The organism is Ruegeria sp. YTSC325, from assembly GCF_059609525.1.
Window position 1 is genome coordinate 153,884 of sequence record NZ_JBXWLY010000004.1, and the last position, 20,101, is coordinate 173,984.

At 59.1% G+C, this 20,101-nt stretch carries 18 protein-coding genes; 6 read left to right on the top strand and 12 right to left on the bottom strand.

Annotated elements, in window-relative coordinates:
• Nucleotides 1-176 precede the first annotated feature (176 nt).
• Nucleotides 177-695: a YHS domain-containing (seleno)protein gene (locus AC2FF7_RS08130; protein WP_170352397.1), complete on the top strand. Its 519-nt coding sequence runs from the start codon at nt 177-179 to the stop codon at nt 693-695.
• Between the two features lie 32 nt (nt 696-727).
• On the opposite strand, the gene AC2FF7_RS08135 is transcribed toward AC2FF7_RS08130, so the two are convergent.
• Both AC2FF7_RS08135 and metF read right to left on the bottom strand, forming a co-directional pair.
• On the bottom strand, nt 728-1,408 hold the full coding sequence (locus AC2FF7_RS08135) for a J domain-containing protein (RefSeq protein WP_496905478.1): 681 nt from the start codon (nt 1,406-1,408) through the stop codon (nt 728-730).
• Nucleotides 1,409-1,571: 163 nt separating this feature from the next.
• Entirely contained in the window at nt 1,572-2,438 is an 867-nt protein-coding gene (gene metF, locus AC2FF7_RS08140; RefSeq protein WP_170753528.1) for a methylenetetrahydrofolate reductase [NAD(P)H], read from the bottom strand.
• 93 nt (nt 2,439-2,531) lie between these two features.
• Here metF and AC2FF7_RS08145 point away from each other — a divergent pair, with 93 nt between their 5' ends.
• Nucleotides 2,532-3,437, top strand: a complete 906-nt coding sequence (locus AC2FF7_RS08145) for a LysR family transcriptional regulator (RefSeq protein ID WP_170352400.1) — start codon at nt 2,532-2,534, stop codon at nt 3,435-3,437.
• A gap of 96 nt (nt 3,438-3,533) precedes the next feature.
• Nucleotides 3,534-4,319, top strand: coding sequence for an inositol monophosphatase family protein (locus AC2FF7_RS08150; RefSeq protein WP_480867793.1), 786 nt, complete (start codon nt 3,534-3,536; stop codon nt 4,317-4,319).
• A gap of 54 nt (nt 4,320-4,373) precedes the next feature.
• On the opposite strand, the gene bhcD is transcribed toward AC2FF7_RS08150, so the two are convergent.
• Genes bhcD through bhcA form a run of 4 tightly spaced genes read right to left on the bottom strand, consistent with a single transcriptional unit; the run spans nt 4,374 to nt 8,721 of the window.
• On the bottom strand, nt 4,374-5,357 hold the full coding sequence (bhcD, locus tag AC2FF7_RS08155; RefSeq protein WP_480867792.1) for an iminosuccinate reductase BhcD: 984 nt from the start codon (nt 5,355-5,357) through the stop codon (nt 4,374-4,376).
• 15 nt (nt 5,358-5,372) lie between these two features.
• Nucleotides 5,373-6,536: a 3-hydroxy-D-aspartate aldolase BhcC gene (bhcC, locus tag AC2FF7_RS08160; RefSeq protein ID WP_480867790.1), complete on the bottom strand. Its 1,164-nt coding sequence runs from the start codon at nt 6,534-6,536 to the stop codon at nt 5,373-5,375.
• An 11-nt stretch (nt 6,537-6,547) separates the two neighbouring features.
• Nucleotides 6,548-7,519, bottom strand: coding sequence for a beta-hydroxyaspartate dehydratase BhcB (gene bhcB / locus AC2FF7_RS08165; protein ID WP_480867789.1), 972 nt, complete (start codon nt 7,517-7,519; stop codon nt 6,548-6,550).
• Between the two features lie 11 nt (nt 7,520-7,530).
• A complete protein-coding gene (gene bhcA, locus AC2FF7_RS08170; protein WP_496905479.1) occupies nt 7,531-8,721 on the bottom strand; it encodes an L-aspartate--glyoxylate aminotransferase BhcA in 1,191 nt (396 codons plus the stop codon).
• Nucleotides 8,722-8,908: 187 nt separating this feature from the next.
• Between bhcA and bhcR the strand changes: the two genes are divergently transcribed.
• Entirely contained in the window at nt 8,909-9,751 is an 843-nt protein-coding gene (gene bhcR / locus AC2FF7_RS08175; protein WP_480867785.1) for an HTH-type transcriptional regulator BhcR, read from the top strand.
• Here bhcR and AC2FF7_RS08180 read toward each other — a convergent pair.
• Together AC2FF7_RS08180 and putA are read right to left on the bottom strand one after the other, a co-directional pair.
• Nucleotides 9,716-10,459 carry a rhomboid family intramembrane serine protease gene (locus AC2FF7_RS08180; RefSeq protein ID WP_480867783.1) on the bottom strand — a complete coding sequence of 248 codons (744 nt, stop codon included), beginning with the start codon at nt 10,457-10,459 and terminating at the stop codon, nt 9,716-9,718. The genes bhcR and AC2FF7_RS08180 overlap by 36 nt on opposite strands.
• A gap of 42 nt (nt 10,460-10,501) precedes the next feature.
• A complete protein-coding gene (gene putA / locus AC2FF7_RS08185; protein ID WP_496905480.1) occupies nt 10,502-13,903 on the bottom strand; it encodes a bifunctional proline dehydrogenase/L-glutamate gamma-semialdehyde dehydrogenase PutA in 3,402 nt (1,133 codons plus the stop codon).
• 103 nt (nt 13,904-14,006) lie between these two features.
• On the opposite strand from putA, the gene AC2FF7_RS08190 reads away from it, so the two are divergent.
• Together AC2FF7_RS08190 and AC2FF7_RS08195 are read left to right on the top strand one after the other, a co-directional pair.
• Nucleotides 14,007-14,495 carry an Lrp/AsnC family transcriptional regulator gene (locus tag AC2FF7_RS08190; RefSeq protein WP_170753285.1) on the top strand — a complete coding sequence of 163 codons (489 nt, stop codon included), beginning with the start codon at nt 14,007-14,009 and terminating at the stop codon, nt 14,493-14,495.
• A 30-nt stretch (nt 14,496-14,525) separates the two neighbouring features.
• Complete coding sequence (locus AC2FF7_RS08195; RefSeq protein WP_496905481.1) at nt 14,526-15,092, top strand: tetratricopeptide repeat protein; 567 nt, start codon at nt 14,526-14,528, stop codon at nt 15,090-15,092.
• Nucleotides 15,093-15,137: 45 nt separating this feature from the next.
• On the opposite strand, the gene AC2FF7_RS08200 is transcribed toward AC2FF7_RS08195, so the two are convergent.
• The 4 genes from AC2FF7_RS08200 to AC2FF7_RS08215 form a co-directional block, all read right to left on the bottom strand.
• Nucleotides 15,138-17,027, bottom strand: a complete 1,890-nt coding sequence (locus tag AC2FF7_RS08200) for a PhoX family protein (RefSeq protein ID WP_496905482.1) — start codon at nt 17,025-17,027, stop codon at nt 15,138-15,140.
• Nucleotides 17,028-17,234: 207 nt separating this feature from the next.
• Nucleotides 17,235-18,227 (bottom strand): ABC transporter ATP-binding protein, encoded by a 993-nt coding sequence (locus AC2FF7_RS08205; RefSeq protein ID WP_170783917.1) that lies wholly within the window; start codon nt 18,225-18,227, stop codon nt 17,235-17,237.
• Nucleotides 18,224-19,258, bottom strand: coding sequence for a Gfo/Idh/MocA family protein (locus AC2FF7_RS08210; RefSeq protein ID WP_496905483.1), 1,035 nt, complete (start codon nt 19,256-19,258; stop codon nt 18,224-18,226). The genes AC2FF7_RS08205 and AC2FF7_RS08210 overlap by 4 nt, the downstream gene beginning before the upstream one ends.
• Entirely contained in the window at nt 19,255-20,094 is an 840-nt protein-coding gene (locus AC2FF7_RS08215; protein ID WP_480867774.1) for a carbohydrate ABC transporter permease, read from the bottom strand. Before AC2FF7_RS08215 ends, AC2FF7_RS08210 begins: the two co-directional genes overlap by 4 nt.
• Nucleotides 20,095-20,101: the final 7 nt, after the last annotated feature.

Consider the following 20,101-nt stretch of genomic DNA (forward strand, 5'->3'; position numbering starts at 1 on the left):
TCCAACCCCGCATCTGTGGTTCATTTTGTAACATTCGGCGCCAATACTCTCACGTTTCTTCATCGGACGTCACAGCGCCGCGAGCAGGACTGCTCTGAGCCCTGAAATCGCTTATTGTCTGGTCAGACCCGGAATGCGGGTGACCTTGAAACCTAAGGACAAGAGGATTGACCTATATGAAACGTTTTGCCCTGACCCTTGCAGCAACGCTGGCATTCGCTGTTCCGGCATTCGCTGGTGATCAGTATGTTGATGGAACCGGTTATGCTGTTTCAGGCTATGATGTTGTGGCCTATCGCAGCCTGGATCAGTCACCGGTTGGTAAGGCGCAGCCGGCGGGCGTTCGTGGGCGTTCCGACATCACCGCTGAATACAATGGCGCAACCTGGGCATTCTCGACCGAAGAAAACCGCGACAAGTTTTTGGAGAACCCCGCGTACTACGCGCCGCAGTATGATGGCCATTGCGCCTATGGCGTGTCACGTGGCGGCAAGGTTCCGGCCAACCCGAACCTGTGGCGCATCGTTGATGACAAGCTGTACCTGAACATCACGGACGTGGTTGTTGGATTCTTCGAGGAAGATATCCCGGGTAACATCAATCTGGCGGAAGGTAACTGGCCGGGTATCGAGCCTGCGAAAGCTTCGACCGCAGTTATCCCGAAATTTACCTCGGACGCTCCGATTTCCAACTAAATGGAATCCGACAAACGAAAACCCGGCTGGTATCAGCCGGGTTTTTTGCATTTCAGGCCTAAGCTTGCCAGTTCAAAGGCATCCTGCAGGGCCTGATCCGCATCGAACCGTATGCGAACACTTTTGGCGCCAGGAAACTTTCGGGCCATGATCGCGTCAGGGACAACGACTTCGCCGGCACCTGCGTTCTTGGATTGGAAATTCAAAACTTCGGTTTCCGTTTTGCGAAACCCAGCCAGAACAGATGTGGGCAAAGCAACGCGGTTCGCACCTTTGCAGACCGGAGACTTCACGAAGTATATCAGATTACGACCAAAACACTCGATAGCGCTGGGGATGTGGTCCGAGTCAGCAACGATTTGGTCGGCACCGTCAGTTGGCGCAGTTTTGCCAGAATGGGCCAACGCCCGAGCAAGCAGATCACGACAGGCGCTGACTTCGGTGTCTTTCAACCGGATCACGCGTTTGCGCAGCTTGGGCCTTTTGGGCTTGCCATGCATCGAGCTCTTGGTGGTCAGCCCCTCTTGCCGCAGAAGATCATAAGCGTCTTTGGCGCGGACAAAATCCGAGCAATCATTGTCAGCGCGGTCAGGATGTGCGCTGAAGGCAATCTTGCGCCAAGCGTTGCGGATGTCGTCGGAACTGGCACTGTGGTCCAGCCCAAGCGCATACAAAGCATCTGTCCGCGCCTTGATCTTTTCAACTGCTTCCATACCCAAATCACTCACTAAACAACAACATGCCCTAGTGTTGTGACGGTCGCAATTTTGTCAAATTTGGTGAGTTTTTAGGGGGTATGTGGGAACAATTTCGAGATAACTATTTTGATTGTTCCCACTATTGCGTCTGATTGGCCAGGTATCGTCCGGCCTTTCGTTAGGCCACGTTCTGCAACGAGGGCTTTGGTGTGATCCCAAGAGCAAAGCAGACATCGCGCGTCAGTTCTGGCCGGTTCAGTGTATAGAAATGCAGTTTGTCCACACCGCCTTCTATAAGGTCCGAGCACAGCTCGGTGCACAATGCAGTAGCCAGCAAATCCTCGCGGTCATCCCGGAGGGCCTTGTCAAATGCCTGCTCGATCCAGCCGGGAATGCGTGTGCCACAACGTTTGGCAAAGTTGCGCGCGCCTTTCCAGTTCTCGATTGGCAGGATGCCCGGCACGATGGGCTTGTCGATCCCGGCCTTTTCGCAGGCGTCGCGGAAGCGGAAAAAAGTCTCGGCCTCAAAGAAGAACTGCGTCAGCGCTTCGTCTGCGCCAGCGTCCAGCTTGGCTTTCAACCAGTCGATATCAGTGCGAGCGCATTGCGCTTCGGGGTGGATGTCTGGATAGGCGCCCACGCGGATGTTGAACGCGCCGGTGTCTGAAAGCGCTTCGATCAGTTCGACCGAATTGGCGAACCCGTCTGGATGAGGGACGAACCGGTCCTGTCCTTTGGGGGGGTCGCCACGCAGTGCCACGATGTCTTTCACACCTGCCTTGGCGAAGGAATCTGCTATTTGCAGGGTCTCAGCGCGGGTCGCATCGACGCACGTCAAATGCGCGGCCACGGGAAGACCCGAAGACTTGTGCAAAGTCGCCACCGCATCGCGGGTCAATTCCCGCGTGGTGCCACCAGCACCATAGGTGACTGACACAAAGCGCGGGTCCAGCGGAGCCAGCGTCTGCACGGTGTCCCACAGGCGGAACGAGGCCTCGAGCGTTTGGGGCGGGAAGAATTCGAATGAAATCTCAGGTTGTGTCATCTCGGCCTCGTAAATACTGGTTGCAGGCCTTGTGCCATGACCTGCATTGTGAGACAAACTCATATTCCTCAAGAACAACATGAGTTCCATTGAATGCATATCGAATTCCGGCACCTGCGCACGATCAAGGCGATCCATGAATGCGGCGGCCTGGCCCGCGCGGCGGATCAGCTGAACATCACCCAATCGGCGTTGAGTCATCAGATCAAAGGGCTTGAGGATCAGGCCGGGGTTGAGCTGTTCCTGCGCCGCTCCAAGCCGATGAAGTTGTCGGCGGCGGGGTTGCGCCTGTTGCGGCTGGCCGAACAGATACTACCGCAGGTCGAAGCGACGCAGCACGAATTTTCTTCCCTGCGCGACGGGCGCACGGGCCGGATGCATATCGCGATCGAGTGCCATGCCTGTTTCGAATGGCTGTTTCCGGTGTTGGAAGCTTTCCGTAAATCCTGGGGCGATGTGGATGTCGATATCCGCCCCGGGCTGGCCTTTGACGCGTTGCCCGCGCTGCAGAAGGAAGAGGTCGATCTGGTCGTGTCCTCGGACCCCGAAGACCTGCCGGGGGTCGAGTTCATCAAACTGTTTGACTACGATGCGGTGTTTGTTGCGGCCTCGGCCCACCCATTGGCACAAAAGGATTTCATCGAAGCCGAGGATTTCCGCGGTCAGACTCTGATCACCTATCCGGTCGAACGCACGCGTTTGGACGTGTTCAGCCAGTTGCTGATCCCAGCGCGGGTGGAACCGGCGGCCATCCGGCAGGTGGAGCTGACAGCAGTTATCCTTTTGCTGGTCGCTTCGAACCGGGGGATTTCGGTCCTACCCGACTGGGTGGTGCGCGAGGTCAAGTATAACTCGGACTATGTGACCCGGCCACTGACCAAGGACGGGATCACCCGCAGTCTGTATGCGGCGGTGCGGTCCGAGGACCTTGAAAAACCCTATGTGCAGGAACTGATCGAACTGGCCGGGACCGAGGCGCGCAAGCTGCAATCGCAATAGGCGCGAAACGCGGGGCTGCTATGCGCATCAAGCCTCTTGGCAAGGGCGCATTGCATCAGTATACGCGCGGTTTGACCGAACAGGAGCCTTGGGACAATGGTAGGCAGTGCAAACCTCAACATCATGATCAAAGCCGCGCGCAAGGCGGGGCGGTCTCTAGTCAAGGATTTCCGCGAAGTCGAGAACCTGCAGGTCTCGATGAAGGGCGCGGGTGACTTTGTCTCCAAGGCCGATATCGCCGCCGAGGCGATCCTGAAAGAGGAATTGCTGGGCGCGCGCCCGACCTATGGCTGGCTGGGTGAAGAAGGCGGCGGGCAGGCGGGTGAAGACCCAACGCGCCGCTGGATTGTCGACCCGTTGGACGGCACCACCAACTTCCTGCACGGGCTGCCGCATTGGGCGATTTCCATCGCTCTGGAACACAAGGGCAAGATCGTTGCCGGCGTGATCTATGACCCCGCCAAGGATGAGATGTTCTTTGCCGAAAAGGGCGAGGGCGCGTGGATGAACGACACCCGCATCCGCGTTTCGGGCCGTCACCGTATGATCGAATCGATCTTTGCGACCGGTTTGCCTTTTGGTGGCCGTTCTGACCTGCCTGCGACCTTGCAGGATCTGGCCCGTATCATGCCCACCTGCGCTGGCGTGCGTCGTTGGGGATCGGCAGCGCTGGATTTGGCTTATGTCGCTGCAGGGCGTTACGAAGGCTATTGGGAACGTCGACTGAACGCGTGGGACGTGGCAGCCGGGATCATCATCGTGAAAGAGGCTGGCGGATTTGTGCAAGCCATCAATCCAGAAGGCAGTGTCTTGGAGGATGGTGAGGTTATCTGTTCGAATGAGCCGATCTTTGACCAGTTCTCGAAGGTGATCCGGGGCTGATTTTCTTAAGCCAGTGCCGAACAAGCGCGCCCCGTACAAGGCGCGCTTTTTTGTTTATAACGCAATGCGTTGGGCTAACCCGCAGTCTTCAGCCAGCCGTGCGGCGACGGATGCGACCGCCAGGTCCTGCAGGCCGACCCCTGTTCCATCGAACAAGGTGATCTGATCCGCCGAAACCCGGCCAGGATGAACGCCATTGATCACAGCGCCGATGGGCGTAATAGCCTTCTCTGTAAGAGCCCCGTTGCCAACGGCGTGCTGCGCTTCACCAATCGAGACGGATTGCGCCACCTCATCCGTAAAGACCGAGGCCGCAGAGACCAGTGCCGGGTCGACTTCTTGCTTTCCTTTGGTGTCGGTGCCCATACAGGCCAGATGGGTGCCGGGTTTGATCCACTCCTTCATCAGCAGGGGCTCGAAAGCTGAGGTGATGGTGATGATCACATCCGCCTGTGCGCCCAACTCCTGTGGGCTGACGCTTTCGAATTCCAACCCGATCTCGTCAGCGACGGAGGCCAATCGAGGCAGCATGTCCGGATGTGGATTCCACGCCACGACCTTTTCGAACACGCGTTGCTCGGCGGCTGCGCGCAGTTGAAAGGTGGATTGATGGCCAGCCCCGACCATGCCCAGAACCTTGGCGTCCTTACGGGCCAGATGAGCGATGGACACAGCAGATGACGCCGCAGTGCGCACTGCCGTCAGATAGTTGCCGCCAACCAGTGCCGACAGTCGCCCCGTATCCGGGTCGAACAGGAACACTGTGGATTGATGGTTGGTCAGGCCGCGATCTGTATTCCCTGGCCAATACCCACCGGACTTCACACCCAGCACTTGCCCTTCGCGGTCGAACCCGGACTTGAACCCATAAATCGCATCTGCGTGGCCCAAAGCCTCGCGGATCACGGGAAAGTTTCGCGCCCCGCCGCTGGCCATGGCGCCGAAGACGGCCTCGACAGCATCAAATGCTTGTTGACGGCCCACGAGTTGGGCACATAAATCCTCGGTCACAATCAGCGGTCCGTCTTGAGTAATCATGGCATCCCTCATCGCTTAATACGCCTTTCCGCGCGCCGACACTGGCCACAACGCTTCGACTTTGCCGCCGCGTACGCCGACATACCAGTCATGGACATTGCAAGTGGGGTCGCAGTGACCAGGCACCAGCCGTAGCTTGTCATTGACTTTCAAAACCCCGTCCGGGTCGCCAATCACGCCATGTTCGTCCGAACATTTGAGGTATTCCACGTCGTCGCGCCCATATACGAATGGCAGGCCGCTATCGACAGACTGGGCTTTGAGACCCGCATCGCAGACCGCAATATCAGGTTTGGAATGGCTCATGACACTGGTCAGGATGAACAGCGCGTTCTCCCATTCACCTTGGTCAATCCGGTTGCCGTCCTTGTCCAGAATGCGTCCGTAATCAGCATCCATGAACGCGTAAGACCCGCATTGCAATTCATTGTAAACGCCTGACTCGCTTTCAAAATAATACGACCCAGTTCCTCCGCCCGAGACCAGTTCGCAGTCTATCCCTTCTGCTTTCAAACCCTCGACCGCGTCTTTGACCATCGCGATGGCGACGTCCAGTTTTTCCTTGCGGGCTTCATAACTGTCCATGTGCTGCATCGCACCCTGATAGGCCTGTATTCCTGTGAACTTGAGATTTGCGGCGGCGTGAACCGCTTGGGCGATTTCAACGACTGCTGCGGTCGAGGTCACGCCGCAACGTCCTGCGCCGCAGTCGATTTCGACAAAAACCTCCAACTCGGTGCCGTGCCGCGTGGCTGCCGACGACAGCTCGGCGATGTTGTCCACGTCATCTACGCAGACGATTGTGCGCGCACCCAGTTTGGGCAGACGCGCCAAGCGATCGATCTTGGCTGGGTCGCGCACCTGATTGGATACGAGGATGTCTTTGATACCACCACGGGCAAAGACTTCGGCCTCGGACACTTTCTGACAGCACACGCCGACCGCGCCACCCAGTTCTTCTTGTAGCTTGGCTACGTCCACGGATTTGTGCATTTTGCCATGCACCCTATGCCGCATCCCGTGCGCTTTGGCGTAGTCACCCATCTTCTTGATATTTCGTTCAAGCGCATCAAGGTTCAGGATTAGGCTTGGCGTCTGGATATCGCGTTCGTCCATCCCAATGGCGGCAGGGATGTCGAAGCCGATCTCGAGATCGTCAAATTTCGCGGATTTGTTCATATTCTCTCTCCTCATCCTTGCAACCATGGCAACTTGTCTAGATCGACGTTCCCGCCTGTTATGATCACGCCTACACGTTTGCCGCGGAACACGTCTTGGTTCTTCAAGATGACCGCCAATGGCACCGCCGAAGATGGTTCCATCACCACCCGAAGGTGCTTCCACGTCAATTTCATAGCGGCGATGATCTCGTCGTCAGAGGCTGTGAAAATGTCCGTCACATGGTTCGAGACAAAGTGCCATGTGTTCTCTTTCAAGGGCACCAGCAAGCCGTCAGCGACGGTATTGGGTGCGTCGTCGGCAATTATGTACCCAGCCTTGAAGGACCGAAACGCATCATCCGCCTGCTCGGGTTCGGCCGCGTAAATCTCTGTGCCGGATGCAAGGTTCGAGACGGTCAGGCAGGTGCCCGAAACCATGCCGCCGCCGCCAATTGGGGCGATTACGGCGTCAACGCCGCCGGTTTGATCCAGCAATTCAGCCGAGCAAGTGGCTTGCCCTGCGATCACACGCGGATCGTTGTAGGGGTGGATGAACTCACCTCTTGTCCGGGCCTGAACCTCGGCAAAGGTAGCCTCGCGCGATGAAGTTGAAGGATCGCATTCCGTGATGGTACCGCCATACCTGCGTACCGCGTCTTTCTTGGCCTGAGGCGCTGTGCGGGGCATAACGACGTTGCACGGGATACCCCGGCGACCAGCAGCGTATGAGAGCGACAACGCGTGGTTGCCGCTGGAATGGGTGCACACCCCCTTGACGGCCTCTTCTTCGCTGAGGCTGAAGACCGCGTTGCAAGCACCGCGCACTTTGAAAGCACCTGCCTCCTGAAAGTTCTCGCATTTAAAGAACAACTGCGCGCCGGTCAGGTCATTCAGGTAGTCCGACGTCATCAGCGGTGTGCGTCTGATATGAGGTGCAATCCGCCGTTGCGCCGCGCGCATGTCCGCGATCGTCAAGTTGGCGGCTTGTGAATGGTCCAACATCTCCACCCTCCTTATGCGGCTGCCTTGGCTTGGTCCGGCGACCCTTTGCGATAGAAATCCTGTGCGGCGGCGACTCCGCTACCCAAGTTGATCGGATAGTGCAGATCGGCCATCGCCATCTCAATCGTCGACAGGCCGGACAGGACCATCGCATCCGTCAGGCTACCCAAATGACCAATGCGAAACGCCTTACCGTCAAGCTGGCCCAGGCCGATGCCGAATGACATCCCGTATGCGTTGAACGCATGATCTGTCAGCGCATTGCTGTTGGTACCATCCGGTACATAGATCGCGCTGACAGTGTCGGAATAAAGCTCAGGCGCCTCGGCAACCAGTTGCAGGCCCCAGGCATCAACGGCGCGCCGAACGCCTTCAGCAAGACGGGTGTGGCGGGCATAGACATTCTCAAGCCCTTCCTCGAACAACATTTTCAGGCTTTCCCGCATCCCGTAGATCAGTTGCAGCGGTGGGGTATAAGGAAAGCCACCAGACGCATTGGCTTGCATCATGTCGCGAAAATCGAAGAACGTGCGCGGTAGCGTCGCCGTTGCCGAAGCCGCCAGAGCCTTGGGGCTGACACAAAGGATCGCCATGCCGGTTGCCAGCATGAACCCTTTTTGCGACCCGGACACGGCGATATCGACACCCCATTCGTCGAACTCGAACGGCATGGACGCTAGGGAACTGACACAATCTACGAATAGCATCGCGGGATGATTGGCGGTGTCTATTGCGCGCCGAACTGCACTGATGTCCGACCGAACGCCGGTTGCGGTTTCGTTATGGGTCACCAGAACTGCACGGATTTGGTGTGCATTGTCCTTGGACAGGGCGGTTTCGAACTGCTCGGCAGGGGCACCGCTGCCCCAAGGGCAATCGATCACCTGAACGTCCAGTCCATGCCGTTGGCATAGGTCGATCCAACGGTGACTGAATACGCCGTACCGCGCCACCAGAACCTTGTCACCGGGGTTGAGCGTGTTGGTCACCGCAGCTTCCCACCCGCCAGTTCCGCTGGCGGGGTAGGTGACGACCTGACCAGAGGTGGTGCCAAAAACCTTCTTTGTGTCTTCAAGCACGGGGGCAAAGGTTTCGATGAAATCGGGCGCGCGGTGGTCCTGAGTCTGGACCTGCATTGCAAGACGCAGCCTGTCCGGGATGTTAGTCGGGCCAGGAATGAAAACAGGGTTTTGGTTGGACATGACGTGTTCCTCCGCATTTGAGGTCAGTGTCCGGGAATGCTCGGTTCCATGCAATTTTCTTGAAAAATATTTTCATTTTTGCAAGTTTAATACTAAGGCGCTGATTTGATTTGAGTTTCTTTTTTTCATTTCTTGGGGAAGAAAAACGGGCCAAAAAAATTTGACGTCGCAAACCGGAGAAAATGGGATGGAATCCTCAAAAAGACAGCGCGGTAGACCGAAGTCCTTGTTCAAGGAAAGCACGGCCGGGACGATGCAGTCGCTGGATCGCGCGCTAGGTGTTTTGACCGAAACTGCCCGGCAGGAGCGCGCAGCATTAAGCGATCTGGCACGTGAGACTGGTGTACCTACGGCCACCACCCACCGCATTCTGATGACTTTGCAGAAACACGGGTTCGTGGCCTTCGACGAAGAACGACAGGAGTGGATGATCGGGATCGAGGCTTATCGGACCGGGGCCTCGTTCCTGCGACGTAATAGTGTGATCGAGATTGGGCGGCCAGTCCTGCGCAGATTGATGCAGGACAGCGGAGAAACGGCCAATCTGGCGGTCCCGGACGGGGCGCAGGTGGTGTTTGTCGGTCAGGTTGAAACAGCAAACCCGATCCGGGCGTTTTTCCCACCGGGGGCGCGGACGCCGATGTATGCCTCGGGGACGGGAAAGGCGATTCTGGCCGCGATGGGAGAGGCCGCGCTGACCAGATTGATGACCGGGGCCAAACCGGAACGCTTCACGCCTCATACTTTAATAGACGACACCCGGTTGCAGGCAGACTTGGATCAAACCCGCGCGCGGGGATGGTCATTAGACCGGGAGGAGCGATATCAGGGAATGTCCTGCATCGGAGCAGCCATATTCAACGACCGGGGCGAGCCTTGTGCAGGTATCTCGGTGTCTGGTCCAACGGTCCGGTTCAACGCTGAACGCGCGCCGGAACTGGGGGCGCTGGTCCAGGCCGCCGCGCAAGAGGTAACGCGGCAAAGCGGTGGTCACTTACCGGCGCGGGATGCGGGGAATGCGGGATTGTGACAGCTTGTATTCGTGCTCGGGGTGGGGCGGGTGGCCGTGGGTGCGGTTCCAATAAGACATCGCGCCGCGCCTTAGCCACAAGGGGACGCAAAGGATCAGACCAACGAGGAACCCACCGGTATGTGCCCAATAGGCGACACCGCCCTTGTCAGGATCGCTTGCCAGGCTACCGAGGAACTGCATTCCCAACCACACTCCCAACATGACAAAGGCCGGGATAGTAAATACGCGGAAATAGACGACTAGGATCAACAGGATGTCGACGCGGGCTTTGGGGAACATCAGAAGATACCCGCCCAAGACGCCAGCAATGGCACCAGACGCGCCAATCGTGGGGATCACTGATTCAGGAGCCGTCACGACGTGGATCAACCCCGCTCCGATACCGGCCAGCACATAAAACAGCAGAAAGGGTAGATGCCCCATTTCGTCTTCCAGGTTGTCTCCGAAAATCCACAGAAACAGCATGTTGCCCGCCAGATGCATCCAGCCGCCATGCAAAAACATAGAGGTCACAAGCGTTTCCAGCGCAAATCCATCCGTGATACGGGCCGGGATTACCGCATAATCGAAGTAAAGTTGATTGAGTAACCGTGCGTTATCCATGATCCCCACATAGCTGAGGAAGATCACGATATTCGCTGCCATCAGCAGATAGACGACGTAAGGCGTGCGCCCCGAGGGGTTATGGTCACGGATCGGAAACATGGCGCGACGCTGGGCTTTTCGCGGCCCAGCGTCAAGGCCCGGTTACGCCGCACCCCCAAGCAGAGCGGCGTTGCCTCCTGCGGCGGTTGTGTCGACACAAACGTGACGTTCACTCAGCACACGCGCGCGGTCGGGCAGGCCGGGGATCAAAGGCAGGATCGGGCCATGGCGACGGGCCAGATGCTGTTCGATCTGCCGCGCGGTGGCCTCATCGCCCCACCACAACACGCCTGAGATGTTCGCGATGTTCTCCAGTCGGTGCAGGTCGATCATGCCAGACGCGCGGATCGCGGTGCCGCCAAGGGCCTCGACCGCTTGGGCCTGCGCCTGAACGGCGTCTGCGCTCGGCCCCATGCACAGTAGCGGCGCACGGGGGAATTCGCTGAGCCGGTTGGATTCGCCGGTGGGGCCGGGCAGCGACCGAGTGCGCAGCGGGGCCGGCTGGCCTGTGGGGTCGGGCAGGTCACTGGCGGTGTTGTCCCATGTGGCATCCACCTTTTGCCGGTCCGGCGCGCAGAACCTCGCCATATAGTTTGGCCCGCCCGCCTTGGGCCCCGTCCCCGACAGCCCCTCGCCGCCGAAGGGTTGCGAGCCGACAATGGCGCCGATCTGATTGCGATTGACGTAGATATTGCCCGCGTGAACGGCCTCGGTGATGTGCTGCACGCGGTCGTCGATGCGGGTGTGCAGGCCGAATGTCAGGCCATAGCCCGTGGCGTTGATGTCGGCGATGACCTGATCCAGATCTGAGGCCTTGAACCGCGCCACATGCAGCACGGGGCCGAATATTTCGCGCCCAAGTGCCGCAATGCCGGGGATTTCAATCAGGGTGGGGGCGATGAAAGTGCCCTCGGGCGGGGTTCTCAGTTCCTTCAATACCCGACCTTCACTGCGAGCCTGTGCGATGTGGTCGGCGATGCCTTGCCGCGCGTCGCGGTCAATCACCGGGCCGCAATCGGTTGCGATCAGCCACGGATCGCCCACCACCAGGGCCTCCATTGCGCCGGTCAGCATGGTCAGCAGATCGTCGGCGATATCCTCTTGCACATAGAGGCACCGCAGGGCCGAGCATCGCTGACCCGCCGATTGAAACGCGCTTTCGATGATGGATTGCACGGCCTGTTCGGGCAGGGCAGTGCTGTCGACGATCATCGCATTCAGTCCGCCGGTTTCCGCGATCAGAGGCGTGCCGGGTTGCAGATGATCCGCCATCGCCGCGCGGATTTTCAACGCCGTGCCGGTCGAGCCGGTGAAAGCCACCCCCGACACCCGCGCATCGGATGTCAGCGCCGCCCCCACGTGCGGGCCACCCGGCAGCAATTGCAGCGCATCGCGCGGCACACCCGCCTCGTGCAGCAGTTGCACGGCCCGATGTGCGATCAGAGGTGTCTGTGGTGCCGGTTTGGCCAGAACGGCATTGCCGGTGGCCAGAGCCGCCGAAATTTGCCCGGTGAAAATCGCCAGTGGGAAGTTCCACGGGCTGATACAGGTGAAAATGCCCGCGGGGTTGGCATTGGGGATATTGGCGGCGTAGTAGCGCAGGAAATCCACGGCCTCGCGCAGTTCTGCCACTGCGTCGGGCAGAGACTTCCCGGCCTCGCGCGCCAGCAGGGCGAACAGTTCGCCGAAATGCGCCTCGTAAAGATCAGCGGCTGCGTTCAGCACCTGCGCGCGCTGGGCGGATGGGGCTTGCCACGGTGCGGAAGAGGCCAGCGCCAGTTCCACATCTGCGGTACTGGCCGGGGCGACCGCTCCGGGGCGGTCTTGTGGCTGGGCGGGGTTGGTGACGGGCTGATCGCCTTCGGGGCGCGCATCGTCCGACAGCAGGGGCTGCGCGTACCAGTGATGTGCACGAAAGGCATCGCGCGCGGCGTCGATCCGATCCAGCGTTGGCGTGTGGTGCAGGTCGAACCCGCGCGAATTGGGGCGCTCGGGCCGGAACAGGTCGGGGCCGGTGGGCAGGGGGCGGGCGGCGTCGATGATCGTGACAAAGGGATCGGCGGCGACCACTTCGGGCGGCACGTCCTCATCCACGATCTGGTTCACGAAGGAGGAATTCGCACCATTTTCCAACAGGCGCCGCACCAGATAGGCCAGCAGGTCACGATGTGCACCCACCGGCGCATAGATGCGGCAGCGGGTGGCGTTCTGGTCCTTGACCAGCCCGTGCAGCGTCTCGCCCATGCCGTGCAAGCGCTGGAATTCGAAGGGCTGCCCATCAGCCATGTGCAGGATCGCGCTGACCGTATGGGCGTTATGGGTTGCGAACTGCGGATAGATCCGATCGGTCATGCCCAGCAATTTGCGCGCATTGGTGATGTAGGAAATATCGGTCGCCGCCTTGCGAGTGAAGACGGGAAAGCCATCGACGCCTTCGACCTGCGCGCGCTTGACCTCTGTATCCCAATAGGCGCCTTTCACCAGCCGCACCATCAGCTTGCGGTCGTGGCGTTGCGCCATGTCATAGAGCGTGTCCAGAACCACCCCGGCGCGGGGGCCATAGGCCTGCACCACGATCCCGAACCCGTCCCATCCGGCAAGGGCGGGTTCGGACATCACCTCTTCGATCACTTGCAGAGACAAAGACAGGCGGTCGGCCTCCTCGGCGTCCACGTTCAGGCCCATCCCGGCGGCTTTGGCCAGCAGGCACAAGGCGCGCAGGCGGGGAACAAGCTCATCCATCACGCGCTGTTCCTGCGCCAGCTCATAGCGCGGGTGCAGGGCGGACAGCTTGACCGAGATCCCCGGATTGGCGCGAATGTCATCATGCGTGCAGGCATCGGCAATGGCCGCAATCGCGCGCGAATAAGATAGGTGATAGCGGGCGGCGTCAGCCTCGGTCCGGGCGGCCTCGCCCAGCATGTCATAGGAATAGGTATAGCCTTTGGTTTCCATCCCTTTGGCGCGGTCCATGGCGGATTGGATCGTCTCGCCCAGAACGAACTGACGGCCCATTTCCTTCATCGCGCGGCCCACTGCGGTGCGGATCACCGGCTCACCCAGCCTTTTGATCGCCCCGCGCAGGGCACTGACCGGTGAGGCTTTGCCTTCGTCCAGAACCTTACCCGTCAGCATCAGGGCCCAAGTCGAGGCATTGACCAGCGAGGACGAGGATTGCCCCAGATGCTTGCCCCAGTCCGAGGGCGCGATTTTATCCTCGATCAGCGCGTCAATCGTATCGGCATCAGGCACCCGCAGCAGCGCCTCGGCCAGACACATCAGCGCGACGCCTTCATCGGTGGAGAGGCCGTATTCGGCCAGAAAGACCTCCATCATCCCCGGCGAGGTGCTGGCACGGATGTCGCGCACCAGTTGGGCTGCGGCCGTACAGATGGCGGCACGATCCGTGTCGCTCAGATCGGCCTGCGCGATCAGGCTGTCCAGAACGGCCGACGGGTCGGCATAGGTTTGGGCGTCAATATGGGTGCGCAGGCTGTGTGACATGAATCCTCCGGTGCTTTGGTTAAATATAGGATCGCTTTGGCGGGCTGATTGCCCTAAATTTCGCAGTATGCAGTCGATTGGACTAATTTGAGGGGCGGATGTGATGCAAATGGACTTTCCCGACTTGGATCGGTTCGACCGCGCCATTCTGGCGATTCTGTCCGAGGATGGGCGCATCTCGGTCGCGGACCTCGCGCGGCGGATCGGTTTGTCAAAATCGCCCACTCAAGCACGTGTGAAGAAACTTGAGGCAGACGGGATCATCACCGGGTACCGCGCCCTGCTGGACCCGATCCGCCTTGGACTGGACCATGTGGCCTTTGTAGAAGTGCGCCTGACCGACACCCGAGAAAAGGCACTGGCCGAGTTCAATGCCGCTGTACGGAAGGTGGGCGAGATCGAGCAAGCCCATATGATCGCGTCGAATTTCGACTATCTGCTGAAAATCCGCACCGGGTCGATGTCGGAATACCGCGCGGTTCTGGCCGAGAAAATCTCTTCCTTGCCGCATGTGGCCAGCACCTCGACCTTTGTGGCGATGGAGGCCGTGAAGGAAACCGGCGTCTCGGGCGGGATCGATGCAGTGGGTTGACGAACGTGTATGGCGCGTCACCATTGAGACATGAAACAGATCGTTACAGCTTTTGCATTTCTGGTCTCGAGCACAATTGCGGCCCAGTCCGAGGGGTGCCCCGCTGCGCCGGACCACTCGGACGGAGTTGCCGGGATCATCACGCAAATCCAGCAAGCCGAGAATGAGCGCACCGCGCAAATCCTTTCAAACCAGCTGTGGGAATTTTGGGCCGACGCACCGGACGACAGCGCACAGGCCGTGCTGGATCGTGGCATGACCCGCCGTAGCCAATGGGATTTGTTGGGCGCGATCGAGGATTTCGACAAACTGGTCGAATATTGTCCCTCTTACGCCGAAGGTTATAACCAGCGCGCCTTTGCGCATTTTCTGCGACAAGACTATCACGCGGCGCTGCCTGATCTGGACCGAGCGATCGAGCTGTCGCCCAACCATGTGGCTGCCATTAGCGGTAAGGCGCTGACCTTGTTGGGCTTAAAGCGGGTTGATGAAGCGCGTGAGACTTTGCAACAGGCGTTGAAGCTTAACCCGTGGTTGTCCGAACGCCATTTGCTGGACGCCGGGGGACCACTTGCCCCGAAGGGCGAAGACATCTGAAGATCAACGCCCCCGAAAAGAACTCCGGGGGCGTTGGTGCGTTAGTTAACCGACAAGACCGTTATCAGCGCGCTTGATTGCGATGACAGACGAGCGTGGCGTACCACCATCAGGCCAGTTGCTGCCGGGGTGCTGGATGCCAACAAACATGGTGCGCAGATCTGTGGACCACGCCAGACCGGTTACCTCACAGCCGTTCGGGCCGGTCATGAAGCGTGCAATTTCACCGGTCACGGGATCACCAACCAGCATCTGGTTGTTGCCGTTGCCTGCGAAATCTTCCTCGTTGTCGTCATTCCCGTCTGTCTGGATCCAGATCAGACCGGTCGAATCGATCACCATACCGTCGGGCGAGTTGAACAGGTTGCCCTCGTTCACATTAGGCGATCCGGCGCGGTCATCCGAGTGTACAGTCGGGTTGCCCGCCATGACGTACAGGTCCCAATCGAAAGCGTCGGCGGCGTGGTCGTCATTGGCCGGGCGCCAGCGCACGATCTGACCGTATTTGTTGGCTTCACGCGGGTTGGCCGCGTTGACCGAGGTATCATCACCACCGGCGTTTGGTTTGACGCCGCGGTTCTTGTTGTTGGTCAGGCAGCAATAGGCTTCGACCGCAACCGGGCTGGAGGCGACCCATTCGGGGCGATCCATGGTGGTGCCGCCCGCTTTGGAGGCCGCCATGCGGGTAAAGATGCGAATCTCGGCATCGTCCATTCCGGTTGTTTCCGGGGTCAGAGCCAGCCATTCACCCTTCATGTCGTCGTTGAACTTGGCGACATAAAGCGTACCGTCGTTTAGCAGGCTCTCGGTTTCACCACCGGGCTGATAGGTGCCGTTCGAGACGAATTTGTACAGGTATTCGCCACGTTCATCGTCGCCCATGTAGACAACCACGCGACCGTCGGCAGCCAGGGTGACTTCGGCGTTTTCGTGCTTGAAGCGACCCAGACCGGTGTGCTTGACAGGCGTGCTGTCAGGTTTGGTCGGGTCGATTTCAACGATCCAGCCCGCACGGTGCGGCTCGTTGGGGTTTTTCGATGTGTCGAAACGGGGATCAAAGAACTCGTAACCGTTCCAGCTTTCGGCCTTGATACCGTAGCGCGCCATACCGTCCGCGACCTTCTGGTCATAGGCGGCATTTTCATCCGATGAGCCGAAGTAGCCATTGAAGTTCTCTTCGCAGGTCAGATAGGTGCCCCAGGGCGTCTTGCCCGCACCACAGTTGTTCATGGTGCCCAGCGAGGTGGTGCCGGTCGGGTCAACCTCAGTTTTCAGCAGGTCATGACCGGCTGCGGGGCCAACGATTTTCATCGGAGTGTTGTGATGAATACGGCGGTTGAAGGGGCTGTCTTTGACAACCGACCAGCCGTCAGGGCCTTCGGTGATTTCCATGACTGTCACGCCTTGGATGTTCTGCAGCTTCAGAACATCGTCTGCGTTTGCCGGAACACCTTCCGCAGCGGCCGGCAGGTTGATCTTGCGGTTGGGGTATTCGTGGTTGATCGCGATCAGTTCGTGACCCTGGAACGAAAAGGTTTCCATCCCGTCAGTGTTCTCACCAAAGATACGGTCGGATTTTTCGACCGAACCACCATCGGCGATGTCATAGCCGTCGGCATCCGAGAACAGCGGATCGCCCCAGCGCATCATGACTTTCCACTCGTACCCTTCGGGGACGTGAACGGTGCCGTCGGTCTGGGCTGCGATCGGGGTGAAGGCAAAGCGCGACGCGTCAGCGGCCTGCGCCGAGGTCGAGCTGAGCAGACCTGTGCCCATTGCGGCAGCGCCCGATCCAAAGGCCACCACACCGGCCAGAAAACCACGGCGGGAAATGGCGCTTTCGACCACGCGGTCAAAGTCGTTTTCCTCGGGGCGGGGGAAGTGCAGCTCGTCCCAGTCGTCTGCGGATAGTGTGGTGTTGTCGACGTCTTTCATGGATGGCTCCTGGCTAAAATGAAAGTTGATGAACGGGATTTAAGAGGTCTTTGTGACAGGTTCTTAACAGCGCCATTAAAGCCGCTGTATTTCGACCTGAAAATAGATTCATTTTTGATGCGCTAAATCGCGCCGAAGCCCTGCCTGCGCGACGCAGACAGGGTTTTACAATCATCAAAATTGATTGATCACATCGCCGTGATGGGGTTAACGCAGCCGCTGCCCATCGGCATTGAACCGATACGCTTTTTCGGGCGCGAACCCAAGGCGCAGGTCTTGGCCTTCGGATATTGCGTGTTGCCCGAACAAGCGCGCCGTCACCGAATGGTTCTGAACAGTCGCAATGACGTTGGTATCACCGCCCAGCTTTTCGACATGGCTGACCTGTGCTGACAGGGGGCCGTCGTCAGACAGGAACAGATCCTCTGGCCGAATACCAAGGGTGTCTGACCCCTGATCCAGCAGGCTTTCGGGCAGGAAGTTCATCGAAGGAGATCCAAGGAATCCCGCAACAAACTGGTTGGCGGGGTTGTTATACAGCTCCATCGGTGAGCCAATCTGTTCCACCCGGCCATCGCGCAGAACTACGATCTTGTCGGCCAGTGTCATCGCCTCGGTCTGGTCGTGGGTGACATAGATCATCGAGGCATCCAGTGCCCGGTGCAGGTTTGCGATCTCAATCCGCGTGTTCATCCGCAGCGCCGCGTCGAGGTTCGAAAGCGGTTCGTCAAACAGGAACAGTTTCGGCTCGCGCACGATGGCCCGCCCGATGGCGACGCGTTGGCGCTGACCGCCGGACAGCTCAGATGGATAGCGGTCCAGATATTCCTCAAGGTTCAGCATCCGGCTGGCGCTGGCGACGCGCTCTTCGATCACCGCTTTGGGCTGCTTCTCTTGTTTCAGCGCCAGTGTCATGTTCCCGCGCACGTTCAGATGGGGATAGAGCGCATAACTTTGAAAAACCATCGCGATCCCGCGCTTTGACGGCGGCACCAGATTGACGGTCTGGCCGTCGATATTGATCTCACCCGAGGACGCATCCTCCAACCCAGCGATGACGCGCAGCAGGGTGGATTTGCCACAGCCCGAGGGACCGACGAAGACGACAAACTCACCTTCTTCCACCTCAAGCGAGATGTCTTTCAGGACATGCACCTCGCCAAAGGATTTGTTCACGTTGGTCAGGGTCAAAGCGGTCATGATGCGGATTCCTGTAGGGAAACGGGCTGGCCGGTGCGGATGCTTTCATCAGCGGCCAAACAAATGGCGAGGGATTGGACAGCGTCATTCATGTGGCGCGTCAGGTCGATATCGTCTGCGATGGCGCGCAGCATATACGCCTGCTCGGCGTCACAAAGCTCCTGATGGCCGGGCTCATCGGGCATCTCAACCGTACGGTCACCGCCCGGCGTGTGGATCAGTAGACCACCAACCTTGGTGTGGCCATCGATATCCGCCGACGCGCCTTTGTTGCCGTCGGTGATCGAGACCGAGCCGTTGGGCGAGACGATATCTTTCACGAAAAACGCGGTTTCGGACATCATCGGGCCCCACCCGGCCTCGTACCAGCCGACCGAGCCGTCCTCAAAAATCACCTGAAACTGGCCGTAATTGTACATGTCCTCGGCGATCTCATCGGACAGGCGCAGGCCCATGCCATGCACGCGGACGGGCTGCGCATCGGTGATCTGGCACATGACGTCCACGTAATGTACGCCGCAATCCACGATGGGAGAGGTCGTCTGCATTAATGCCTTATGCGTCTCCCACTCCGCGCCCGAGGATTGCTGGTTCAGGTTCAGGCGGAACACATACGGCCCGCCCAGATCGCGCGCCTCGGCAATGAGGCGCATCCACGAGGGGTGATGGCGCAGGATATATCCGACCACCAGTTTGCGGTTCAGGCGGGTGGCGGTTTCGACCACGCGCCGCGCATCGGTCACATTGGTGGCCAGTGGTTTTTCAACGAAGACATGCGCGCCAGCTTCCATCGCGGCGCAGGCGTAATCGGCGTGGCTGTCGGAATAGGTGGCGACGACCACTAGATCGGGATTGGTCTCGGCCAGTGCGGTGTGGAAATCCGAATAGGCGGGGTATTGGCCCAGATCGGGGTGATCCACGTGGCCCGAGCGGTTCACCAGCCCCACGATCTGCGCGTCCGCGTGGTTGTGATGAGCCAGCGCGTGGCTGAGACCCATATTGCCAAGGCCAGCGATCAGAACTTTGGTCATTTGACAGCTCCCGAAGTGATGCCGCGGATCAGTTGGCGCGAGAAGATGACGTACAGAACCAGCACTGGCAGGATCGCCATCGACAGGGCCGACAGAACCGCGTTCCAGTCGGTGACGAACTGTCCGATAAAGACCTGACTGCCCAGCGTGAGCGTCTTGGTTTCTTCAGCCGGGGCGAGGATCAGCGGGAACCACAGGTCATTCCAGATCGGGATCATGTTGAACACGGCCACGGTCGCCATCGCGGGCCTGACCAGAGGCAGAACCAGCCGGAAAAAGATCGTGTATTCCGACAGCCCGTCGATGCGGCCCGCGTTTTTCAGGTCATCGCTGACCTGCCGCATAAACTCGGACAGGATGAACACCGCCAGCGGCAGTCCCTGCGCCGTGTAAACCAGTATCAGCGCCCATAGCGTGTTCACCAGCCCGGTCGCCACCATCATCTCAAGGATCGCCACGGTGCCGATGCGGATCGGGATCATAATCCCCAGCGCCAGATACAGCCCCATCAGCAGGTTGCCCTTGAACTGATATTCCGACAGCGCATAGGCCGCCATGGCCCCAAACAGCAGGATAAAGAACAGCGACGCAACGGTGACGATCATCGAGTTCTGGAAGTAGAGGAAGAAATCCCCCTGTTTCATCACCGTCTCATAGCCAATCATCGAGAAACTGTCGGCATTTGGCAGCGCCAGCGGCTCGCGGAAGATCGCGCGGCGGGTTTTGAAGCTGTTGATGATGATCACAAAAACCGGGAACAGGGCGATCAGCGTGTAAAGGATCAGCGCCCCGTGCATCGCAGCGGTATTCAGCGGGTTATGGCGTGCTTTGTTCATCGCTGGA

Bases quoted from the DNA above. Each gene is read 5' to 3' on its own strand.
- AC2FF7_RS08200 (WP_496905482.1), bottom strand. From the start codon at position 17,027: ATGAAAGACGTCGACAACACCACACTATCCGCAGACGACTGGGACGAG.
- AC2FF7_RS08205 (WP_170783917.1), bottom strand. From the start codon at position 18,227: ATGACCGCTTTGACCCTGACCAACGTGAACAAATCCTTTGGCGAGGTG.
- AC2FF7_RS08190 (WP_170753285.1), top strand. From the start codon at position 14,007: ATGCAAATGGACTTTCCCGACTTGGATCGGTTCGACCGCGCCATTCTG.
- metF (WP_170753528.1), bottom strand. From the start codon at position 2,438: ATGACACAACCTGAGATTTCATTCGAATTCTTCCCGCCCCAAACGCTC.
- AC2FF7_RS08180 (WP_480867783.1), bottom strand. From the start codon at position 10,459: ATGTTTCCGATCCGTGACCATAACCCCTCGGGGCGCACGCCTTACGTC.
- bhcR (WP_480867785.1), top strand. From the start codon at position 8,909: ATGGAATCCTCAAAAAGACAGCGCGGTAGACCGAAGTCCTTGTTCAAG.
- AC2FF7_RS08135 (WP_496905478.1), bottom strand. From the start codon at position 1,408: ATGGAAGCAGTTGAAAAGATCAAGGCGCGGACAGATGCTTTGTATGCG.
- AC2FF7_RS08130 (WP_170352397.1), top strand. From the start codon at position 177: ATGAAACGTTTTGCCCTGACCCTTGCAGCAACGCTGGCATTCGCTGTT.
- bhcC (WP_480867790.1), bottom strand. From the start codon at position 6,536: ATGAACAAATCCGCGAAATTTGACGATCTCGAGATCGGCTTCGACATC.
- bhcD (WP_480867792.1), bottom strand. From the start codon at position 5,357: ATGATTACTCAAGACGGACCGCTGATTGTGACCGAGGATTTATGTGCC.
- putA (WP_496905480.1), bottom strand. From the start codon at position 13,903: ATGTCACACAGCCTGCGCACCCATATTGACGCCCAAACCTATGCCGAC.
- AC2FF7_RS08195 (WP_496905481.1), top strand. From the start codon at position 14,526: ATGAAACAGATCGTTACAGCTTTTGCATTTCTGGTCTCGAGCACAATT.
- bhcB (WP_480867789.1), bottom strand. From the start codon at position 7,519: ATGTTGGACCATTCACAAGCCGCCAACTTGACGATCGCGGACATGCGC.
- AC2FF7_RS08210 (WP_496905483.1), bottom strand. From the start codon at position 19,258: ATGACCAAAGTTCTGATCGCTGGCCTTGGCAATATGGGTCTCAGCCAC.
- AC2FF7_RS08145 (WP_170352400.1), top strand. From the start codon at position 2,532: ATGCATATCGAATTCCGGCACCTGCGCACGATCAAGGCGATCCATGAA.
- AC2FF7_RS08150 (WP_480867793.1), top strand. From the start codon at position 3,534: ATGGTAGGCAGTGCAAACCTCAACATCATGATCAAAGCCGCGCGCAAG.
- bhcA (WP_496905479.1), bottom strand. From the start codon at position 8,721: ATGTCCAACCAAAACCCTGTTTTCATTCCTGGCCCGACTAACATCCCG.
- AC2FF7_RS08215 (WP_480867774.1), bottom strand. From the start codon at position 20,094: ATGAACAAAGCACGCCATAACCCGCTGAATACCGCTGCGATGCACGGG.